At 62.6% G+C, this 17694-nt stretch carries 22 protein-coding genes; 10 read left to right on the top strand and 12 right to left on the bottom strand.

Annotation, left to right across the window (positions count from 1 at the left end; all coding sequences use genetic code 11):
* Positions 1-36: 36 nt before the first annotated feature.
* The 4 genes from pqqA (VHO05_RS19370) to VHO05_RS19355 form a co-directional block, all read right to left on the bottom strand.
* Positions 37-126: a pyrroloquinoline quinone precursor peptide PqqA gene (pqqA, locus tag VHO05_RS19370; RefSeq protein WP_329648278.1), complete on the bottom strand. Its 90-nt coding sequence runs from the start codon at positions 124-126 to the stop codon at positions 37-39.
* Between the two features lie 518 nt (positions 127-644).
* Positions 645-734: a pyrroloquinoline quinone precursor peptide PqqA gene (gene pqqA / locus VHO05_RS19365; RefSeq protein WP_329648277.1), complete on the bottom strand. Its 90-nt coding sequence runs from the start codon at positions 732-734 to the stop codon at positions 645-647.
* A 200-nt stretch (positions 735-934) separates the two neighbouring features.
* Positions 935-1234 (bottom strand): hypothetical protein, encoded by a 300-nt coding sequence (locus tag VHO05_RS19360; protein WP_329648276.1) that lies wholly within the window; start codon positions 1232-1234, stop codon positions 935-937.
* 100 nt (positions 1235-1334) lie between these two features.
* On the bottom strand, positions 1335-1541 hold the full coding sequence (locus VHO05_RS19355; RefSeq protein WP_329648275.1) for a hypothetical protein: 207 nt from the start codon (positions 1539-1541) through the stop codon (positions 1335-1337).
* A gap of 232 nt (positions 1542-1773) precedes the next feature.
* Between VHO05_RS19355 and VHO05_RS19350 the strand changes: the two genes are divergently transcribed.
* Together VHO05_RS19350 and VHO05_RS19345 are read left to right on the top strand one after the other, a co-directional pair.
* Positions 1774-2169, top strand: coding sequence for an SH3 domain-containing protein (locus VHO05_RS19350; protein ID WP_329648274.1), 396 nt, complete (start codon positions 1774-1776; stop codon positions 2167-2169).
* A 370-nt stretch (positions 2170-2539) separates the two neighbouring features.
* The gene (locus VHO05_RS19345) at positions 2540-3427 is read left to right on the top strand and encodes a hypothetical protein (protein WP_329648273.1); all 888 of its coding nucleotides are present in this window, start codon (positions 2540-2542) and stop codon (positions 3425-3427) included.
* Positions 3428-3511: 84 nt separating this feature from the next.
* Here the strand turns inward: VHO05_RS19345 and VHO05_RS19340 are convergent, their stop codons facing one another.
* From VHO05_RS19340 to VHO05_RS19325, 4 genes are all read right to left on the bottom strand, one after another.
* Complete coding sequence (locus tag VHO05_RS19340; protein WP_329648272.1) at positions 3512-3817, bottom strand: GIY-YIG nuclease family protein; 306 nt, start codon at positions 3815-3817, stop codon at positions 3512-3514.
* A gap of 710 nt (positions 3818-4527) precedes the next feature.
* Complete coding sequence (locus VHO05_RS19335) at positions 4528-5502, bottom strand: HAD family hydrolase (protein WP_329648271.1); 975 nt, start codon at positions 5500-5502, stop codon at positions 4528-4530.
* Positions 5503-5604: 102 nt separating this feature from the next.
* On the bottom strand, positions 5605-6513 hold the full coding sequence (locus tag VHO05_RS19330) for an NAD(P)/FAD-dependent oxidoreductase (protein WP_329648270.1): 909 nt from the start codon (positions 6511-6513) through the stop codon (positions 5605-5607).
* Complete coding sequence (locus VHO05_RS19325; protein ID WP_329648269.1) at positions 6503-6964, bottom strand: Rrf2 family transcriptional regulator; 462 nt, start codon at positions 6962-6964, stop codon at positions 6503-6505. Before VHO05_RS19325 ends, VHO05_RS19330 begins: the two co-directional genes overlap by 11 nt.
* Positions 6965-7097: 133 nt before the next feature.
* Here VHO05_RS19325 and VHO05_RS19320 point away from each other — a divergent pair, with 133 nt between their 5' ends.
* From VHO05_RS19320 to prfH, 3 genes are read left to right on the top strand one after another with little or no spacing between them, the layout of a single operon-like run.
* Positions 7098-7223 carry a hypothetical protein gene (locus tag VHO05_RS19320; RefSeq protein WP_329648268.1) on the top strand — a complete coding sequence of 42 codons (126 nt, stop codon included), beginning with the start codon at positions 7098-7100 and terminating at the stop codon, positions 7221-7223.
* A complete protein-coding gene (locus VHO05_RS19315; protein ID WP_329648267.1) occupies positions 7189-8379 on the top strand; it encodes an RNA ligase RtcB family protein in 1191 nt (396 codons plus the stop codon). Before VHO05_RS19320 ends, VHO05_RS19315 begins: the two co-directional genes overlap by 35 nt.
* Positions 8372-8956 (top strand): peptide chain release factor H, encoded by a 585-nt coding sequence (gene prfH, locus VHO05_RS19310; protein WP_329648266.1) that lies wholly within the window; start codon positions 8372-8374, stop codon positions 8954-8956. Before VHO05_RS19315 ends, prfH begins: the two co-directional genes overlap by 8 nt.
* Before the next feature lie 102 nt (positions 8957-9058).
* Here prfH and VHO05_RS19305 read toward each other — a convergent pair whose 3' ends face one another.
* The gene (locus tag VHO05_RS19305) at positions 9059-9796 is read right to left on the bottom strand and encodes a peroxiredoxin family protein (protein ID WP_329648265.1); all 738 of its coding nucleotides are present in this window, start codon (positions 9794-9796) and stop codon (positions 9059-9061) included.
* A gap of 222 nt (positions 9797-10018) precedes the next feature.
* On the opposite strand from VHO05_RS19305, the gene VHO05_RS19300 reads away from it, so the two are divergent.
* The 4 genes from VHO05_RS19300 to VHO05_RS19285 all read left to right on the top strand — a co-directional run bounded on the left by VHO05_RS19300 (position 10019) and on the right by VHO05_RS19285 (position 13489).
* Positions 10019-10825, top strand: coding sequence for a pentapeptide repeat-containing protein (locus VHO05_RS19300; RefSeq protein WP_329648264.1), 807 nt, complete (start codon positions 10019-10021; stop codon positions 10823-10825).
* A gap of 72 nt (positions 10826-10897) precedes the next feature.
* On the top strand, positions 10898-11293 hold the full coding sequence (locus VHO05_RS19295; RefSeq protein ID WP_329648263.1) for a thioredoxin family protein: 396 nt from the start codon (positions 10898-10900) through the stop codon (positions 11291-11293).
* Positions 11294-11303: 10 nt separating this feature from the next.
* Positions 11304-12026 carry a cytochrome c biogenesis CcdA family protein gene (locus VHO05_RS19290; RefSeq protein WP_329648262.1) on the top strand — a complete coding sequence of 241 codons (723 nt, stop codon included), beginning with the start codon at positions 11304-11306 and terminating at the stop codon, positions 12024-12026.
* 221 nt (positions 12027-12247) lie between these two features.
* Positions 12248-13489, top strand: coding sequence for an NAD(P)/FAD-dependent oxidoreductase (locus VHO05_RS19285; protein WP_329648261.1), 1242 nt, complete (start codon positions 12248-12250; stop codon positions 13487-13489).
* Here the strand turns inward: VHO05_RS19285 and VHO05_RS19280 are convergent.
* The 3 genes from VHO05_RS19280 to VHO05_RS19270 all read right to left on the bottom strand — a co-directional run bounded on the left by VHO05_RS19280 (position 13459) and on the right by VHO05_RS19270 (position 16701).
* Entirely contained in the window at positions 13459-13851 is a 393-nt protein-coding gene (locus tag VHO05_RS19280) for a hypothetical protein (RefSeq protein WP_329648260.1), read from the bottom strand. The genes VHO05_RS19285 and VHO05_RS19280 overlap by 31 nt on opposite strands.
* Positions 13852-14078: 227 nt before the next feature.
* Positions 14079-15878: a phosphoenolpyruvate carboxykinase (GTP) gene (locus VHO05_RS19275; protein WP_414653818.1), complete on the bottom strand. Its 1800-nt coding sequence runs from the start codon at positions 15876-15878 to the stop codon at positions 14079-14081.
* Between the two features lie 127 nt (positions 15879-16005).
* The gene (locus VHO05_RS19270; protein ID WP_329648258.1) at positions 16006-16701 is read right to left on the bottom strand and encodes a HugZ family protein; all 696 of its coding nucleotides are present in this window, start codon (positions 16699-16701) and stop codon (positions 16006-16008) included.
* A 233-nt stretch (positions 16702-16934) separates the two neighbouring features.
* On the opposite strand from VHO05_RS19270, the gene VHO05_RS19265 reads away from it, so the two are divergent.
* Entirely contained in the window at positions 16935-17642 is a 708-nt protein-coding gene (locus VHO05_RS19265; protein ID WP_329648257.1) for a response regulator transcription factor, read from the top strand.
* Positions 17643-17694: the final 52 nt, after the last annotated feature.

Genomic DNA, 17694 nt, shown 5'->3' with positions numbered 1-17694 from the left:
CGCCCGCCGCGCTAAAGACCGAAAAGTCGATCGATCTTAGACGAGATCGATTTCTGCCGGCATGTACGAAGTGACCTCGAGGCCAACTTCCTGCTCACGAACCGACGGCTTCATCCAAGCTTTCATGGGTAGTTCCTCCTTTAAAAGGTGCGAGACGACGAATGTCTGCACCCAATAAAAATAGGTATTCGCGCGCCGGACGACCAATCGGATTTTTGATTGCGATCTATCAGAGCACCTGATGCTACTGTGTACCAATTGAGCAAGCAAAATGCGTATTGGACGCTTTGATGATGACATCGAAAAAGCGAGAAAATTACCGATTTGGATCGCGCTGGTGCCACGGGAGACGCGCGATTGAGTCAATAAAACCGGGCTATTTCCTGGGGTGCGTGCGAAAGGGGATATGCGCAGGATGGGGCGATGGCCTTGGGGAAAGCGTTCGCCGCAGGCCCTAAGAAGAGCTGCTGATTATCGGTGCGAAAACCGCTCAACCGCGTATCGAGAAACCTTTGTCGGGCGAAAGATCACCCAAATGTGAATCCAGACGCAAATTGCGTGAAGGGGACATTCATCGCTGCGCGCAAAAGAAAACGGCGGCTGCTTTCGCAACCGCCGTCGAATTCGACTGAAAGCCGATCGACTTAGATGAGGTCGATCTCAGCCGGCATGTACGAGGTAACCTCGAGGCCGACTTCCTGCTCGCGAACCGAGGGCTTCATCCAGGTCTTCATGGTGGTTCCTCCTTGAGTATCCAATGACCAGCGGGCCGCCAGCCCGTCTAGTGCTGCTCGGTATATAGGGGGAGCCCCTGATAACATCAAATCGCAATGTCGTGATCTGAAGATCAGGGAATCTTATCCGAGTGCAAAGCTTCTCTTATGGAGGGTTCGGTAGAAGAATATGTTTTACATCAGTAACTTGGCGTCAGGCGTCACGCCCTCAGCCATGCCAGCGCCGCGACCGGGATTGCCAGCAGCACAAGCCCTAACGACGTACGCGGAGCACGATCCAGCCACGCGAGCAACAACCCTGGAAGTGTCAGTCCAAGGAGCGGTGCGGCCATCAGCAGCGTCACCGCCTCGCCGATCGACTCGGCAAGCGGATCGGCGGACTGCAGCATCAGGTGCGCGAACAGGATGAAAACGATGATCTCGATGCTGCCGATGACGAGGGTCGCGAGACGCAGGAGCGCCGTCGGGCGAGCGGAATCGTGGTCGATGTCGTCAGCCATGAGGGAAGGCCCTGAGCCTGAGATGCAAGAAAAGCAGCTCTAAAACGATCCGCGGGCCCCGTTCAAGGGCGCGAAGCAGGCCATGGAAAACGCGCCGAACTCAGGCCGGGTCGCCGGCCTCTTCGGTAAACTCTTCGGCCAGGGCGTCTTCGAGATCCTGCAGATCCTGGGGGATCGGCATTCCGTAGGCCTTCAGCTCGTTGAGCTTCTCAGAGAGCTGCAGATAGAGTTCGTGACGATCCTCCGGCTCGTTCTGCATCCGCGTGAGAAGAAGCCCGATCTCCGCTTTCACGTCCTCGAAGGCCATGACGATCTCCCAGAGCAAACAGCTGTGCTGACTTGAAATAAGAACGCGCAAGGGGCCCGCAAGATCCCACCCGAAAACGTAAGTTGGTTGACGCCCGCGCCGCCACAGCGATGGCACATTCTTTGGGCACCCCTCGGGCCAGCGGGAAGTGAACAACCATCATCGTGAACCGGCTGGGCTGTGGGGACAGGTCTTCGGCCGGGCGCACGATCATCTCAGATGGGGGAAAGCCATGGGGGTACGATCCATCGGCCGTGCGGCCGGCAGCTTTTTCGCAATCGTCAAATTCTCTACGGGCGCGGCTGCGCTTCACATGAGCATAACAGCGGTACAGGCGGCTGATGATCCGCCCCAGGTCTACCGCGTCGTTGGCGTCGAGGCCGACGACAAACTTCACATGCGCGACGTTCCTCACGGCGACAGCAAGATCCTCGCCGACATTCCGCCGAAGGCGCGGGGCATCAAGGGACTCGGCTGCATGACACCGGAGCCGAGCTTCGACCGCTGGGCCGACATGACGCCCGCCGAACGGGCCAACGCCAAGCTCGAATGGTGCCGTGTCGAGTATCACGGCAAGCAGGGCTGGGTGGCTGCGCGTTTCCTCAAACCTGATGGCAGCGCACGCTGACTAGTGTCCCGATTCCGAAGTTCGCCAGAGTTCGCTGTGAGGCACCGAGCGAACTTCGGAATCAAAGGGACACTAGAAAGAACATGATTTGCTAGTGTGATTCAGATCGAGAAATTCGCTCGGGAGCTCGCGGCCAAATAGGGCGAATTTCTCGATCATCACACTAGCATGCAGTTTTGAGCATAACGCAACCGGCGCCCATCGAGCGGGTTGTGATGCGGAAGCGGCGGGGAAAAGCCCTGCCGCTTAGTGCTTTGTTGTCGTTTGCCTGTGCTATGCTCTCGCGTGTGCGGAACGAACGGGGGATGAAGCGGACGAATGCGCGACGCCTGAGTGTCAGGCCGAGCGGAGTGTTTGGGGGTGGCGTAAAATGCGGTTCGTTCTCGAGGCTATCCGGCACATCCTGATGCCGAACGGCTCCTTCAGCCTCGCGACGCTGTTCGCAACCGGCGGCGCAGCGCTCGCTGCTGTGATCGTTGTCGGTGGCGCTCTGTTGGGAGCAGGCGACACACCCGCCGAAGCCGAAGCCGTTGCCGTCAGCGCCCCTGTCTTCACACCCGTCACGTTGACCGCCCCTGCGCCCACGCCCGCCGTAAGACCATCCCGCCCGGACGGATTTGATGTGCCGCGTTTCGAAGACGCGGCATCCGTGACGCGTGCAGTGCAGACGGAATTGAAACGCGCCGGGTGCTACTCGGGCCCGGTCAATGGCGTCTGGACCGCATCGACGCGCGCAGCCATGGGCGAGTTCACGGCGCGCGTGAATGCGCAGCTGCCGGTCGATCGCGCAGACCCGGTTCTGCTCGCGCTGCTCGAGACGCACAACAAGATCTCGTGCACGGCGGAATGCAATGCGGGTGCGGACGGCGGCAAGGGCTGCGTCCCGCGTGGCGCGCCGTTACCGCGCAGCAAACCCGAAGTAGCTGCCGTCGAGCCGCCGCGTCCGGCCGAGGCGCGCGAAGCGCATATCCCGGCGTCATCCGCGCAAACGAGCATGGGCTCAGGCGATCTCGGCAGCGCGTCTCAGGATCGCCGCGCACCGGACACGGCCCCGTCCGTCGAAACGGCCTCCGTCGAGCCCGCCGCTGCAAGCGTGGACGACACCGCCGCTGGTCCGGCTCTGGTGCCCGCGCCTCAAAGGGCCACCAACTCCGAGCCGCGCCGCTCAGGCCGAAAATACAAAAAGCAGCCCTCGCTCTCGCGCGAAGTGTCAAAAGGCTTCAAGAGTCTGCAGCGCAGCCTGAACAAGCTGTTTTAAGAGACGCTTACCGCTGCGGCCGAAGAGCTGCCCCCACTGTCATCCTAGGCCTAGTGCCTAGGATCAATGTCTCCTCCCCGGGCGTCATCCGAAGTCACGCTTGCCAGTCAGGGCCGGCATCAAATCTTCCCAGTGAGGGTTAAGTCGCTCGACCAGATTTAGCTTCCATTCGCGAGGCCAGCGCTTGAGTGATTTCTCGCGTTGGATCGCAAGAACTATCTCGTCTAACACTTCATAGTAGACGAGCAGCTTCACGCCGTATCTCTTCGTGAAGCCGTCAGCGACTCCGTCACGGTGCTGAATGATGCGACGGACGATATCGTTTGTCACTCCGATGTAAAGCGTTCCTCGCGGCTTGCTCGCGAGCATGTACACGAAATACTGTTTCAAGTATTCACGCGCTCCCGCCCAGTGTGCCCGCATGATGGAACGCGTCGGAGGCCGACGATCCGTCGCGTGTGCAGGGCCACCCACACTCTCACCGTCATCCTAGGCCTTGTGCCTAGGATCCACCCGTCGTTTGGGGAAAAGCGGCGCCGATCTCGCTCTGACCAGTCGTTTCCGTCAGTCTGAGTTGGATCCTCGGCATAAAGCCGAGGATGACAGTTGGCGCGGCTACGACGACGGCTAGCAGCTCTCGAAATCGGCGTCCGCGAGCAGGTCCCCAAAGTAGAATTGGTAGTTCTTCAAGACGGTTTTTATGGAAGAGTAGATGTCTAAGCCGCCGAGGTGTCTCGCAATTTCTCTGCCACCATGGGCATCACCTGAACGAGAGAGCCCGCACACCGCTTGGCCAGCGAGTGCCGGAGGCCGGTCATAGTCTTCTCCGGCAGCGAACGATATATTGTTGGGATACTTGTCGCTCGGATCTTGACGAGTGTGCTTAGACGCTATGCAAACCGCTCTCAGTGCTTCGAAGGATCGGCTTGAGCCGAACGATTTCATAGTCTTTTCGACCTCGGCACCTTCCGCAACAAGATAATCCTTCAGGTGGTAAGTGACGATGCAGGCGAGGTATGCGTGGCGCCTTGACCGCCTATTGTCGCGATAGTCTCTGACTGTGGGAACAACAATTTCTGTCGCGAAATCTTGTGCGCGCATCACCCCACACCTTTTCCCACTTCCCACACCTCCTCCTGCACGCGGATGTCCGCGAGGATGCGGTCGAGCAGCAAACACGTCCGCTTGAACAGGTCTGAGCCGCGCCGGTAGTCGGCGGCGGCGTAGAAGTCGACGCGGCCCGCGCGGAACAGCTCCACGCACGTCTCGAAGCCCTTGCCCTTTTCTTCCGGATGCACGGCGATGGCGTGCCCGCCGCTCTTGCGCATCAGCGCCATCGACGGCACGTCGGTCTCGCCGTCGCCGAAGTAGATCATGTTGCGGAACGGGATCGGCCGCAGGTCCTCGGCCATGTGCGCGTTGATGCTCTCACCGAGATCCTCAATGCCCTTATTGATGCGGAAAAGGTACTGCGTCTTGCCCGTGTCGGTGATGACGCGCTTCGGATAGGGCAGCTCGTAAGGGTCGAACCAGTATTCCGACGCGAACACGTTGTGAAAGTGCTTGCGGATCGATGTGCCCTCGATGATCTCGGTCAGGCCCGACGACACAAGGTAATGCCGAAGCTGCACGCCGTGGCTCTCGGCGCGAATCTTGATGTACTCGGCAATGGCATCGAACCACTCCGCGACGCCGGGGAACAGCTCCACGTCCGCGCCCTGCTTGACGAGATCGGCGCGGTCGATGCGCAGGCCCTTCTCCTTCGCCTTCTTGTACATCAGGTGCATGTAGGTGATGAGCGGATCGGCGCCCTGCGCGCGCGCGATGCGTCCGCACTCGGCCCAGAATTCCTTGGGATCGATGCCGAGCTGCGGCAGGAACGAATACTCCTGCATCGGGCGCGGCGAGAGCGTGCCGTCGAAATCGTAGACGAGCGCGATGGTCTTCTTGTCGAAGCCCGACGAGGGTTTCACTTTCTTTTTCGCTTTGCCCGGGGATGCGCCTTCGCGCACGGCCCCCGAGGTCTCACCCTCGTCGTCCGTGTGCTTGCCCCGTCCCGTCGCGCGCTCGGTCATCGCCGGCTCCTGTCCGCCAAAAAAACTTGACCGGACTTTCCGCCGATTCGGGTGGCGTCCTGAAGGCGGGGAACGGCGGGATGCACAACTTGAACGCTGACCTCAAGCCGCCAAGGGCTGGAACACAAGCTCACGATGGATCGCCGTACCCGCCATCACGCCATCGGCGGAGGCGAACGTCGCATTGTGCATCGGCCGCGTGATGTCGCCGGCCGCATAAACTCCGGGAACGCTGGTCAGCTTCATGGCGTCGGTTTTGATGACAGGACCCACAGGGCCGTTTTCGAGCGCGCACCCCAACTGGCTGGCGATGTCGCTCTGGAAGCTGGTGCGCGGCGCGAGATAGAGCGCTGCGATCTCGACCAGCCGCCCATCCGCGAGCCGCACGCCGTCCAGCTTTGGCGCGTCGCCCTCCAATCCGATGATGGGAGCCGTTTCGATCGTGACATGACGTGCCGCAAGCAGGGCGCGTGTCGGCTCATCCGGAATCGCCCCGCCGTTGAGGAAGAAGGTCGTCGGCCCCCATTCGGGGATGAGCTGGGCTTGGTGGACCGAGAGCGGAAGCACGCTCAGCACGCCGAGCGGCCGGCCGAGAAATTCGAAACCGTGGCAGTAGGGGCAGTGAAGCACGGTCTGGCCCCAACGTTCGGTGACGCCCGGAATGTCGGGCAAGGTGTCTTTGAGTCCAAACGCCAGTGCGAGCTTGCGCCCGAGCAGGCGGCGCCCGTCGGCCAGCGTCACGGCGAATCCGCCTTCGTCCGCGTTCGCCTGCACAGCCGCGCTGTCGACGAAACGGACACTTGGATAGGCGGCTACCTTCTCGCGGGCGGTCGCGAGCATTTCGTAGGGCGGCAGTCCGTCCTGACCGAAGAACCCATGCGAAGCCGAAGCGAAACGGTTGCGTGGCGTGCCGGTGTCGACGACGCACACCGAACGGTTTGCGCGCGCAAGCTGTATGGCGGCAGAAAGGCCGGCGAAGCTGCCGCCGATGATGATCGCGTCATTGCGCATGCGGGTGATCCTTGTGCGACGTGCCGCGTTTGGCGAAGCGGCGATTGAAGTCCTTGGAGAGGTCGGCCAGCGTCACCGCGCTGAGCTTGGCGTGGAACAGCGCCTCCACCTCGCGGAAGGTGTGATCGAGCGCGTGATTCACGGCCTGCTCGACGAGGCAGTCCGGGTTTTCGCTGCGGTGGCCGAGCGCGACGAGCGGGGGCTCGCCGACGGCCTCGTAGATGTCCGCTAGAGTCACGGCCTTTGGATCGCACGCGATCGCCCATCCGCCGCCGTGGCCTTTGGCCGATGCGACGAAGCCTTGCTTACGCAAACCCGCCATGACGCGCCGGACAACGACGGGGTTCGTTCCCATCATCTTGGCGAGTTGCTCCGATGTGGCCGGTGCCTTCATGCCCAGCATGTGCAGCAGCACGTGCAGAACGCCGGAAAGTTTGCTGTCCTGTCTCATGTAACTATACATGTTACATGATGGCGAAAAATGCAAGAGCGCGCCTCGCGAGAAAATGATCGCAACACGGCTTGTTTCCGTCGCAATTCGCATTTATCCGGCTGCGCACCACGAATTGCCGAAGGAGACTTCCATGCGCCCCACCACCAACGAGACGCTGACAGCAGCCGTCCGCGGTGGCCACATCGCGGGCATGGATACCTCTCTTCTCCTGAGCATTCCCCATGGGCAATTCATCGAAGGACGTTGCGCCGTCTGAACCGGTCGCCGCACCAGCGGCAACAAGCAACGTCCGCCTTTTCACGTCCGACAAATCCTGGATCGAGGGCGCGGCCCTCGCACAACTGAACCACACCGCAGGCCTTAAGGGCATGGTGATGGCGGCTGGCTTTCCGGATCTGCATCCGGGCAAGGGCATCGCCGTCGGCGCCGCGTTCGTCTCGCGCGGGCTGTTCTATCCGGCGCTCGCCGGCAACGACATCGGTTGCGGCATGAGCTTCTGGGCAACGGACGTTTCCGCGCGCAAGCTCAAGCTCGACCGGTTGGAGAAGCGTGTCTCGGGGCTTGAGCAGCCCTGGGGCGGCGATCTCTCGGCCTGGCGCACGCGCTTCGGTCTCGACGCGTCGCTCTCGGACGCAGGCCTCGGTACCATCGGCGGCGGCAATCACTTCGCCGAGCTGCAGGTGGTGGACGAGGTGCGAGACGCGGAAGCGTTTGCGCGTCTCGGTCTCGACAAGGCCAACGCCACGCTGCTGATCCACTCCGGCAGTCGCGGGCTCGGCCAGGACATCTTCCGCGAACTCCTGGAGCGTCACGGCGCCAATCCGCTCGAGGAGGACAGCGAGGCGGCGGCGCACTATCTCGCACGCCACGATCACGCCATGCGCTTCGCCCGCGCCAACCGGGCGTTGATCGCACATCGGTTCGCAAGCGAACTGGGAGCCGACGCGCGCTGCGTCTCGGATGTCGCCCACAATATGGTGACGCGGGAGGACTTCGAGGGCGCTCCCGCTTGGTTCCACCGCAAGGGCGCGGCATCGACGCGCGAAGCGTTGGATCAGGGCGCGCTGATGATCCCGGGCTCGCGCGGCACGCCGAGCTATCTCGTCCGCGCGCTTGCAAGCGAAGGCGAGACGGCGGCCTGGTCGCTCGCCCATGGCGCCGGTCGGCGTTGGCAGCGCGGCTACGCGAAGTCGCGTCTCTCGCACAAGTACCGCGTCGAGGATCTGGCACGCACGGAGCTGGACGGCCGCGTGATCTGCGAGGATCGCGAGCTGCTCTACGACGAGGCCCCGCAAGCCTACAAGGACATCGCACAAGTCATCGCCGATCTCGAAGCCGCGCGGCTTATCGCTACCATCGCGGTCTACCACCCGGTGCTCACGTACAAAGTGCGGAGGGCGCGCGATGAGTGAGCGTATTTGGGTGCAGATCACGTCGGGGCGCGGCCCGGCCGAATGCCAGCTCGCGGTCGCGAAGCTGGCGGATGTGCTGGAAAAGGAGGCGCGCAAAGCAGGCCTCGCGTGCGAGGTGCTCGACATCGTCGAGGGTCGTGAGCGCGCCACGGCGCTGTCCGCGCTGCTCTCGCTCGAAGGCGAAGACGCGCACGCGTTCGCGGTCCGAAGCCGGGGTAGCGTGCTGTGGATCTGCCCATCACCGATCCGGCCGGGTCACAAGCGCAAGAATTGGTTCGTCGGAGTCGAAGTTCTTGCCCCGCCCGAGACCAGCACGAACACGCTTCGCATCGCTGATGTCGTTTTCGAGGCGATGCGGGCGTCTGGCCCCGGCGGCCAGCACGTCAACAAGACGGAAAGCGCGGTGCGGGCGACGCATAAACCCACCGACCTCGTCGCGACGGCGCGTGAGGAGCGGTCTCAGGCGATGAACAAGAAGCTCGCCCTCGCGCGTCTTTCAGCGATGCTGGCGGATGGAGTGGAAGCCGCGAAGGCCGACGCGGAGCGAGACCGCTGGGCCCAACATGACGCGCTCTAACGCGGCCGGCCTATCCGCACCTTCGAAGGCCCATCCTTCAAGGAGCGGCGTTAGCTGACAGTCCCTCTCCCCATTGCCTTCAATGGGGAGAGGTCAACGCCCTCAATGATCGTGGCCGCACCCGCAGCCGCCCTTACCGGCGCTGGCGTGCTCGTGCTTATGGTCCTGGTCCTGCGCATGGCCGCCGCAGCAACCACTGCCTTCGGCGTGCTGGTGACCATGGTCATGATCGTGCGAATGCCCATGATCATGGTCATGCGAATGACCGTGCCCACCGCAGCATCCGCCCTCGTGGTGATGATGCTCGTTGGGATCGACGAGCACCGCCGCAAGCCGGCGTTCGAGCGCGATCGACTGCTCGCGCGGTGCGTCGCGCGCTTCGATGGTCAGCGCCATCACCTCAGCGCCAAGGCGGAAATCGTCCACCTGGCCGAGGTAGTGGCGGCGCAGGCGCCCTTGCCGGTCGAAAACCAGAAGCGTCGGCGTGCCCTGGATCTCGTAGGCTTCCATGGTCTTCGGCAGGCTCTTGCCGTTCGCCTTGTCGAGCGCCACGGGGAATGTCAGCTCGTGCTCGGCGACGAAGGCTTCCAGCGCCGTCTTGTCCTGCTTGTCGGCGTGCTCGAACGGCGTGTTGAGGCCGATGACCACGACTTCGTCGGAGCTGAACGAGCGTGCAAGACGCTGCGCCTGCGGCAGGCCGTGTTTCACGCTGCCCGGGCAATGCTGCTGGAACGCCGCGAGTACGACCACCTTGCCCTTGAGATCCTTGAGCTTCGGCGGTGTGTCGGCGTTGAGCCAGGCGGCGGCTTGCAACTCGGGAGGGTTTTCGGGGTCGAACATCGATAGGTCCTTCTGGGGCCTCCGCCGAATGCCGAGGCGCATCTGTTGGGGCGCACACTATCCGGAAACGTGGCGCGGCGTCAGGGGGTGGGCCGAGCTGCCGCAGAGCGGATGGCTCAAGCCCTTGGAGGGCATTGGAATTCTGTATTGGACTTCTTTCCGGGCATCCGAACGCTGAAGAAAGGCGTAAACTGAATAGATACATGGGAAGGAACCCGCCGAATGAGAAGCCACCCTCGCAGTCTTTGCCTTCTACTCGTCGCTGCGCTGGCCATGGCCGTAAGCTCCGCGCGAGCCCAGTCCATGATCGACATGGTCGATCTCACGACCGATCAGTTTACGAAGGCCGAGATGAGCCGGGCCGACATCGAGGCTCAGCTCGCCAAGCTACCGGAGGGTGAGAAGCTCGATCTCTTCGGCAAGGCCCTCAACAATCTCGATCTCTCGGGCATGGATTTGCGCCGCGTGAGCCTTCAGGCTGCGCGGCTCATGAACTCGAACCTCTCGAACGCGAACCTCGAAGGCGTGAATCTCGACTCCGCCTGGTCGCTGAATTCCAAATGGACGGGCGCCAATTTGAAAGGCGCCAGTATGTTTGGCACGCAACTCGTGGGTGCGAATCTCGACGGCGCTGACCTGTCCGGCGCCCATGTCGCGGGCGACTTTTCCAAAGCCAGCATGAAGGGCGCCAAGCTCGACGGCGCCGACCTCTCGGCCAACGAAAAGAACCAGTCGATGGGCCTGATGCGAGGCACGTTCAAGAGCACCAACCTCGACGATGCGTCGTTCAAAGGCGCGAACCTGCGCCGCGCGCTGATCGAATACTCGTCCCTGAATGGCGCCGATCTGACGGGCGCTTTGCTCGCCGGCAGTGAGCTCGGCGGGTCCGACTTCACGGGGGCCAACGTTTCGGGCGCTGATTTCGACGGTGCCGACGTCAACTCAGCGCGCATCGGGGCGATGAAAAACGCCGACAAGGCAAAGAATCTCGACAAGGCCCGCAATCTGGAGCGGGCCTTTCGAAACTGATCGGCCCGCCAGCTCGTATCTCACTGCGAAACGCGCCGGCGGAATACGGCGGAGCTTGGGGAGACGCATGTCATGGTCATTCGCAGCACGGTTCTAGCGGCAGCACTGATCGCATTGGTTTGGGCGATCGCGCAGCCCTCTCTAGCCCTGGAACGAAAGGTCTACGATCCGGCCGCACTCGCTGCCGAGCAGGCAGCCGGAAAATCCATTCTCGTTCACGTGACGGCGCCCTGGTGTCCGACCTGCAAGGCACAGAAGCCAATCCTGGACAAGCTGACCGCCGAGCCGGACTTCAAGGACTTCGTCGTCTTCGATCTCGACTTCGATACCGGGATCGCAGGCCTCAAGGCATTGAATGCCCGCAGCCAGTCGACCCTCATTGTCTTCAAGGGAGACAAGGAAACCGGCCGGTCGGTGGGGGACACGAAGGCCGAGAGCATCGCAACCCTTTTAAGAACCGCGCTTTGAGCTTCGAGCCATGACCATCGGCGCCCTCATGTTGGCGGCACTGGCAGGTGCACTCTCGGTGCTTTCTCCATGCGTCCTGCCGCTGCTGCCGATCGTGCTTGGCGCCGCGGCGGCAGAGCATCGCTGGGCGCCGGCTGCCCTCGCGCTCGGCGTTGCGCTCTCGTTCACCGTGCTGGGTCTTTTCGTTGCGACGATCGGCTTCGCGGTGGGACTCGATGCCGCCCTGTTCCGGACCGTCGCCGCGGTGTTGTTGCTCTCGGTAGGCGTCGTGCTCCTCGTCCAGCCGCTGCAGGTTCGCTTGGCCGCGGCGGGGAGCCCTATCAGCAATACGATCGAAGAGACCTTCGGCCAGTTCTCGACTGCGGGTGTCGGTGGCCAGTTCGTGCTCGGCTTGCTGCTCGGCGCGGTCTGGGCGCCGTGCGTCGGTCCGACCCTTGGCGCTGCCTCTGTGCTCGCAGCACGCGGCGAGGACCTGGGCCAGGTTGCTGCGACGATGGCGGTGTTCGGGATTGGAGCGGCGATACCGCTTCTGCTGCTCGGATTGCTGTCGCGCGAAGCCATGCTGCGCTGGCGCGGTCGTCTGCTCGACACCGGCAGCACAGGCAAAGCCGTGCTTGGCCTCCTGCTGATTGCTGTCGCCTTTCTGATCCTGACAGGCCTCGACAAGAGCGTGGAAGCCGCGCTCGTCGAAGCCTCCCCGGCCTGGTTGACCGACCTCACGACCCGCCTCTGAGCCGGCGCGCGTCCTTCTCCTAAAAATCGAGCCGATCCAGTTACCGCTGATTAACCACAGCCGCCAATTGAACCTCTCTCCGGCGCATCCGTTAAGGCCGGATTCTGGGAGTTCGGCATACGCAATGCAGAAGATACGTCAGTAATTCGACGGAGTGGGGAAGGATGGGTGCCTGTGCAAGGGCGCTCGGTCGCTCCGCGGGTCTGCAGGCGGAGGGCGTGATGCGCCAGTTTGATGTGGTGATTGTCGGCGCGGGTTTGGCGGGATCGATGTCCGCGTCAATGATCGCACGGGCTGGCCACTCGGTTGCGATCGTCGATCCCAATGAAGTCTATCCCGACGAATTCCGCTGCGAGAAAATCGACTTCGGCCAGATCGAAGTCCTTCATCGGGCGGGGATCGGCGACGCCATCCTCACGGCCGCAACGCATGACAAGAGCGCCTGGGTGACCCGGCTTGGCCGGCTGGTCGAGAAGCGGCCGAGCGACCAGCTCGGGATCGACTATGGCCGCCTCGTCAATACGGTGCGCGCGCAGATTCCCGAAGAAGCGGTTTTCATCCGTGGCAAGGTCACCGGTGTCGAAAACAGTGAAGACCTGCAGCGCGTGACGTTGGCGTCCGGCGAAAGCTTGGCCGCCCGCCTCGTCATCATGGCGAGCGGCTTGAGCAACAGCCTGCGCCAGTCGCTTGGAATGGACCGCAAGGATCTGAGCCTCTGCCATTCAGTCACCTATGGCTTCGATGTGGAGCCCGAGGCGGGCGGTAGCTTTCCGTTCCGGGCCCTGTCGCACTATGGCGAGCACCCGCGTTTCCGCGTCGCCTATCTCACGCTGTTTCCGATCGGCTCGCGATTGCGCGCCAATCTCTTCGTCTATCGCGATCTCGGCGATCCTTGGTTGCGTGCCTTTCGAGCGGCCCCGGAAGAAACGCTCAAAGCTGCCCTGCCGCGGCTCGAATCCATCACCGGTCCGCTTCGCGTGATCGGCCCCGTGAAAATGCGTCCGATCGATCTCTACGAGACAAGCGGCTATCGCCAGCCCGGCGTGGTCTTGGTTGGCGACGCTTTCGCGACCGCGTGCCCCGCCGCTGGGACGGGCGCCCGCAAAGCGATTGTCGATGCCGAGCGTCTTTGCAACGGGTTCGTCGCGCAATGGCTCGCGACGCCAGGAATGGGCGCGGAGAAGATTTCGGAGTTCTACGACGACGTCGTCAAATCCGGTTCCGATCGCAAGTCTCAGGCGCTCGCGTGGCGCATGAAGGCCATGGCACTCGACGAAAGCGCGGCTTGGTGGCTGCGCCGCTGGGCCTCTGTCGGCGTCGGGCTGGCGCGCTGGGCGTCCTACGCTTTGCGCAGTATCCGCGTAGACGGCGTGAAGCCCGCCCGTGAAACAGTTCGGGACAGGACGCAAGAGGCGCCAAGCGAATTGAAGGATCAAGCGATTTCGGCAGCCGGCCAGATCTGAAAAGTGGCATTCCCCGGGCTGCTCATCGCCTCGACGACGGCCATGTTGTCGAATCCCGCAAGGCGCGCCTGCATGGCGAGAAGCAGCGCATGCTCGCCGGTCGCGCCCATAGGAATAGTGACGGACTGACGCCCGCTGCGATCGGTGAGGACCCAGAAGAGATCGATCTCGAACGGACCTGAGTCACTGGTCAGTACCGTGACATTGGCGAGTTCGGACCATGGCATGGTCTGAACGTCGTCAGCGCCGTCATTAACTGAGATCAGTCTCTCGTCGTGCGTCACACGCACAGGCGAGGCAGCGCGGCGTTGAGGCGGAGCCTCCTGGCGTCGCCGGAACAGCTTGGAAAGCCAGTTCAGCATCCCAGTCGCTTCCTGAGGCTGCGCCCGCACGCCAGCCTGCTTGAACGGTCGTCGAGCGACGACAGTGGGCTGCCGCCGTGCGATTTGGTTCGTCGTGTAGATCACGATTCACTGAAGAGATCGATAGTCCGCCGATGGCACGCGGTCCACATGCGAAACGGCGCATGAAAAACCCCTGACCACTATCAGGCCAGGGGTTCTCCGATCCTCAACGTGAGACCGTCGCGCTAACCGAGCCTTTGTTCGAGAGCATCGAGTTCATCGCCAAGCGCTGCGGGCAGCCTCGTCCCGAAGGTCGAGAAGTGCTCCCTGATGGACGGCAGCTCCGCCTTCCAGCCAGCAACGTCGACCTTCAAAAGATCCGCCATGGCACCGTCGGAGACGTTGAGGCCCTTGAGATCCAGGGCCCCTTTCGCCGGCAATTTGCCGATCGGCGTTTCGACCGCCTCGGCCGTGCCGTCGCACCGCTCGAAGATCCACTTGAGCACGCGGCTGTTCTCGCCGTAGCCGGGCCACAGGAACTTGCCCTCGGCGCTCTTCCGGAACCAGTTGACGTAGAAGATCCTCGGCATCTTGCCGCCGCCCTTCTCGCCCATGTTGATCCAGTGCTGGAAGTAGTCGCCCATGTGGTAGCCGCAGAACGGCAGCATCGCCATCGGGTCGCGCCTCAGCTCGCCGATCGTGCCGGCGGCGGCCGCGGTTTTCTCCGACGCCATGATGGAGCCGAGGAACGTGCCGTGTTGCCAGGAGAGCGCCTCGGAGACGAGTGGTACCACCGTTGCGCGCCGGCCGCCGAACAGGATGGCGTCGATCGGCACGCCCTTGGGATCGTCCCATTCCTTGGCGATCACGGGGCACTGGGCGGCGGGCGCGGTGAAGCGCGCGTTGGGATGTGCGGCAGGGCGGCCTGCGTTCGGCGACCAGGAACGGCGCAGCCAGTCGGTGAGGTGCTGAGGAGGCTGGCCGTCCATCTGCTCCCAATAGATGTCGTGCTCGTCCGTCAGCCCGACGTTGGTGAAGATGCAGTTGGCGTTTAGCGTCCGCATCGCATTGAGGTTGCTCTCGTTCGAGGTTCCGGGAGCAACGCCGAAGAAGCCGGTCTCGGGATTGATCGCATAGAGGCGCCCGTCCTCGCCGAACTTCATCCAGCAAATGTCGTCGCCGATCGTCTCGGCCTTCCAGCCCGGTATGGTTGGAATGAGCATGGCGAGATTGGTCTTGCCGCACGCTGAGGGGAACGCCGCCGCGATGAACTTCGAGCGGCCTTCCGGATTGGTGAGTTTCAGGATCAGCATGTGCTCGGCCATCCAGCCCTCGTCCCGCGCCTGGGCGGAGGCGATTCGGAGCGCGTGGCATTTCTTGCCGAGAAGCGCGTTTCCGCCATAGCCCGAGCCGTAGGACCAGATCTCGCGGGTCTCCGGGAAGTGGCAGATGTACTTCGTCGTATTGCAGGGCCAGGGCTCGTCAGCCCAGGTCTGCTTCTTGAGCGGAACGCCGACGGTGTGGAGGCCTCGCACGAAGTCCGTACTGGAGCCGAGCGCGCCGAGCACGGCATCGCCCACGCGCGTCATGATGTGCATGTTGGCGACCGCGTACGTGCTGTCGGTCACCATGACGCCGATGCGGGCGATGGGTGAGCCAACGGGACCCATCGAGTAGGGAACCACATACATCGTCCGGCCCACCATGGCGCCGTCGAACAGGCCGTGAAGCGTGGCCTTCATCTCAGACGGATCGGCCCAGTTGTTGGTGGGGCCGGCGTCGTCCTTGGAGAGCGAGCAGATGAACGTCTGGTCCTCGACGCGCGCGACGTCGGCAGGGTCCGAGCGCACAATGACGGAATTGGGTCTCTTCTCGGAATTGAGCCATTGGGCGGTGCCCGTCGCCACCATCGCGTGCAGCAGCTGCTGGTATTCGGCCTTGCTGCCGTTGCACCAGATCACCCGCTCGGGTTTGAACAGCGATCTGGCTTGGTCCACAAAGGCGAGCACCGCAGGATTGCGCGTTGCGGGTTGCACCGGTGGCATCGCGTTCATCAAATAGCCCTCCGCGAGCAGCTCCGACGAGTCTGCACAAAATCGCTGAAAAATAGGGTCTTGCTGCGGGTGCTAACTAGCACCCGCCATCCTACTCCTTCAAGCGTGCGGTGGGTACTTATGCCTTCGACTTTTGGCTACGCGCGAGGCCGGCGAGACGCACGAATTCCCGTCGCGCCCCGTCCGGTGTTTCGACTTTGGTGGAAAATGGAAGCCGAAGCGCTGATCCATCGCAGACGATGTCGAATCCGTCGGGGTCGACGCCGGTGAGTCGCCACGGGCCGCCCGGCGCGCCGGCCAGCTCGGTCGCATACAGCAGGATGGCGTCGGCATGATCTTCGTTCATATGCGACACGATACTGTCGTGAGCCGTGATCAAGTCTTGTGCACCGGAAATGTCGACGAGAAGATCCGCAGGTTTGAGGTCCACAATGCGCCCGAACCCTCCAATAAAATGGGCGCGCTCGGGAATAAGCTCGTAAAAGGCAAAATCCGGGAAATCGGCGTAACCGCTAGCGTAGGGCTGCCGGGCCAGAAAACGCTCGCGGACGATAGCCCGGTCTGTCTTCTTTGCGCGCCCGATCACCGTCACGCGGCCGCCCGCGAGCGGGTCGCCCGCAGCGTTCGTGCCGTCGAACAGCAGGCTAGCCCGCCCATCCGCCGCAAGATTCTTCGTGTGAAGTGCGAGGGTTGAGATCAGAAGAAGCGGCGTTCCGTCCACATCGGTTGCGATTGTGACCAACGAGGCGTAAGGATGGCCCGACGAAGTTTCGAGCGTGGCGAGGGAAGCCTTGAGGGCACGGCGAATGAGCATCCGGGCCGTCTCGCCTGGCGCAGGCTGAGCAGCAGAAGGCAGCTGGGGTGGGCCGGGATTTGTGACGTCCATGGGATCCTGCCTCTCGATCAGGTTGCCAGTTCTGGGTTTCTGCTGGCGTTCAGTTTGTGTTCAGGCGCTAGGGCATAGATAAGCTTCCTGCCACAATTGATCCACCTTGGGACCATAAAGCGCCAAGTACGGGTTTGGGTGCCGCGAGGATATTCGGGAATATGAAAGAGAAAAGCACGATCGCGCTGGTCGATGACGAGCGCAACATTCTGACCTCGCTCGGCATGGCGCTCGAGGCGGAAGGCTACAAGGTGCGCACCTATAGCGATGGCGCTTCTGCGCTCGAGGCGCTGACCGAGGACCCTGCCGATCTTGGCATCTTCGATATCAAGATGCCGCGCATGGACGGCATGGAGTTGCTTCGTCGCGTGCGCCAGCAGTCGGACATGCCGGTCATCTTCCTGACGTCGAAAGACGAGGAGATCGACGAGCTGTTCGGTCTCAAGATGGGCGCCGACGACTACATCGCGAAGCCCTTCTCGCAACGCCTCATCGTGGAGCGCGTCCGCGCCATTCTTCGCCGCCTGCAGCCCAAGGATGGGCAGACGGTCGAACCCCAAGTCGCTCACATCCTGGAGCGCGGCAAGCTGAAGCTCGACCCCGAGCGCCACACCTGCCACTGGGACAATCGCCCGGTGACGCTCACGGTCACTGAGTTCTTGATCCTGCAGGCCTTGGCCCACAGGCCCGGCGTCGTGAAAACCCGCGACGCCTTGATGGACGCCGCCTACGACGATCAGGTCTATGTGGATGACCGCACGATCGATAGCCATATCAAGCGCTTGCGGAAAAAGTTCAAGCAAGTCGATGATGATTTCGACGTCATCGAGACGCTCTATGGCGTAGGCTACCGCTTCAAGGAAGCGTAAGACGGGTGTCCAAGCGGGACTGAACTCTCCGCTAAAAGGGCCGCATTGGAAC

Origin of the sequence: Hyphomicrobium sp. (assembly GCF_036262015.1) — a bacterium.
In the GTDB taxonomy this organism is placed as follows: Bacteria; Pseudomonadota; Alphaproteobacteria; order Rhizobiales; family Hyphomicrobiaceae; genus Hyphomicrobium_C.
The sequence above is the reverse complement of the archived record's forward strand: the minus strand, read 5'-3'. Positions and strand labels throughout refer to the sequence as shown.

What these genes read in the sequence shown, in the direction of transcription:
- VHO05_RS19300 (WP_329648264.1), top strand. Translation starts at nt 10,019, where the DNA reads ATGAGAAGCCACCCTCGCAGTCTTTGCCTTCTACTCGTCGCTGCGCTG.
- VHO05_RS19290 (WP_329648262.1), top strand. Translation starts at nt 11,304, where the DNA reads ATGACCATCGGCGCCCTCATGTTGGCGGCACTGGCAGGTGCACTCTCG.
- VHO05_RS19315 (WP_329648267.1), top strand. Translation starts at nt 7,189, where the DNA reads ATGGGCAATTCATCGAAGGACGTTGCGCCGTCTGAACCGGTCGCCGCA.
- pqqA (WP_329648277.1), bottom strand. Translation starts at nt 734, where the DNA reads ATGAAGACCTGGATGAAGCCCTCGGTTCGCGAGCAGGAAGTCGGCCTC.
- VHO05_RS19265 (WP_329648257.1), top strand. Translation starts at nt 16,935, where the DNA reads ATGAAAGAGAAAAGCACGATCGCGCTGGTCGATGACGAGCGCAACATT.
- VHO05_RS19320 (WP_329648268.1), top strand. Translation starts at nt 7,098, where the DNA reads ATGCGCCCCACCACCAACGAGACGCTGACAGCAGCCGTCCGCGGTGGC.
- prfH (WP_329648266.1), top strand. Translation starts at nt 8,372, where the DNA reads ATGAGTGAGCGTATTTGGGTGCAGATCACGTCGGGGCGCGGCCCGGCC.
- VHO05_RS19355 (WP_329648275.1), bottom strand. Translation starts at nt 1,541, where the DNA reads ATGGCCTTCGAGGACGTGAAAGCGGAGATCGGGCTTCTTCTCACGCGG.
- VHO05_RS19350 (WP_329648274.1), top strand. Translation starts at nt 1,774, where the DNA reads ATGGGGGTACGATCCATCGGCCGTGCGGCCGGCAGCTTTTTCGCAATC.
- VHO05_RS19280 (WP_329648260.1), bottom strand. Translation starts at nt 13,851, where the DNA reads ATGCTGAACTGGCTTTCCAAGCTGTTCCGGCGACGCCAGGAGGCTCCG.
- VHO05_RS19325 (WP_329648269.1), bottom strand. Translation starts at nt 6,964, where the DNA reads ATGAGACAGGACAGCAAACTTTCCGGCGTTCTGCACGTGCTGCTGCAC.
- VHO05_RS19345 (WP_329648273.1), top strand. Translation starts at nt 2,540, where the DNA reads ATGCGGTTCGTTCTCGAGGCTATCCGGCACATCCTGATGCCGAACGGC.
- VHO05_RS19275 (WP_414653818.1), bottom strand. Translation starts at nt 15,878, where the DNA reads ATGCCACCGGTGCAACCCGCAACGCGCAATCCTGCGGTGCTCGCCTTT.
- VHO05_RS19270 (WP_329648258.1), bottom strand. Translation starts at nt 16,701, where the DNA reads ATGCTCATTCGCCGTGCCCTCAAGGCTTCCCTCGCCACGCTCGAAACT.
- pqqA (WP_329648278.1), bottom strand. Translation starts at nt 126, where the DNA reads ATGAAAGCTTGGATGAAGCCGTCGGTTCGTGAGCAGGAAGTTGGCCTC.
- VHO05_RS19330 (WP_329648270.1), bottom strand. Translation starts at nt 6,513, where the DNA reads ATGCGCAATGACGCGATCATCATCGGCGGCAGCTTCGCCGGCCTTTCT.
- VHO05_RS19295 (WP_329648263.1), top strand. Translation starts at nt 10,898, where the DNA reads ATGGTCATTCGCAGCACGGTTCTAGCGGCAGCACTGATCGCATTGGTT.
- VHO05_RS19360 (WP_329648276.1), bottom strand. Translation starts at nt 1,234, where the DNA reads ATGGCTGACGACATCGACCACGATTCCGCTCGCCCGACGGCGCTCCTG.
- VHO05_RS19335 (WP_329648271.1), bottom strand. Translation starts at nt 5,502, where the DNA reads ATGACCGAGCGCGCGACGGGACGGGGCAAGCACACGGACGACGAGGGT.
- VHO05_RS19305 (WP_329648265.1), bottom strand. Translation starts at nt 9,796, where the DNA reads ATGTTCGACCCCGAAAACCCTCCCGAGTTGCAAGCCGCCGCCTGGCTC.
- VHO05_RS19285 (WP_329648261.1), top strand. Translation starts at nt 12,248, where the DNA reads ATGCGCCAGTTTGATGTGGTGATTGTCGGCGCGGGTTTGGCGGGATCG.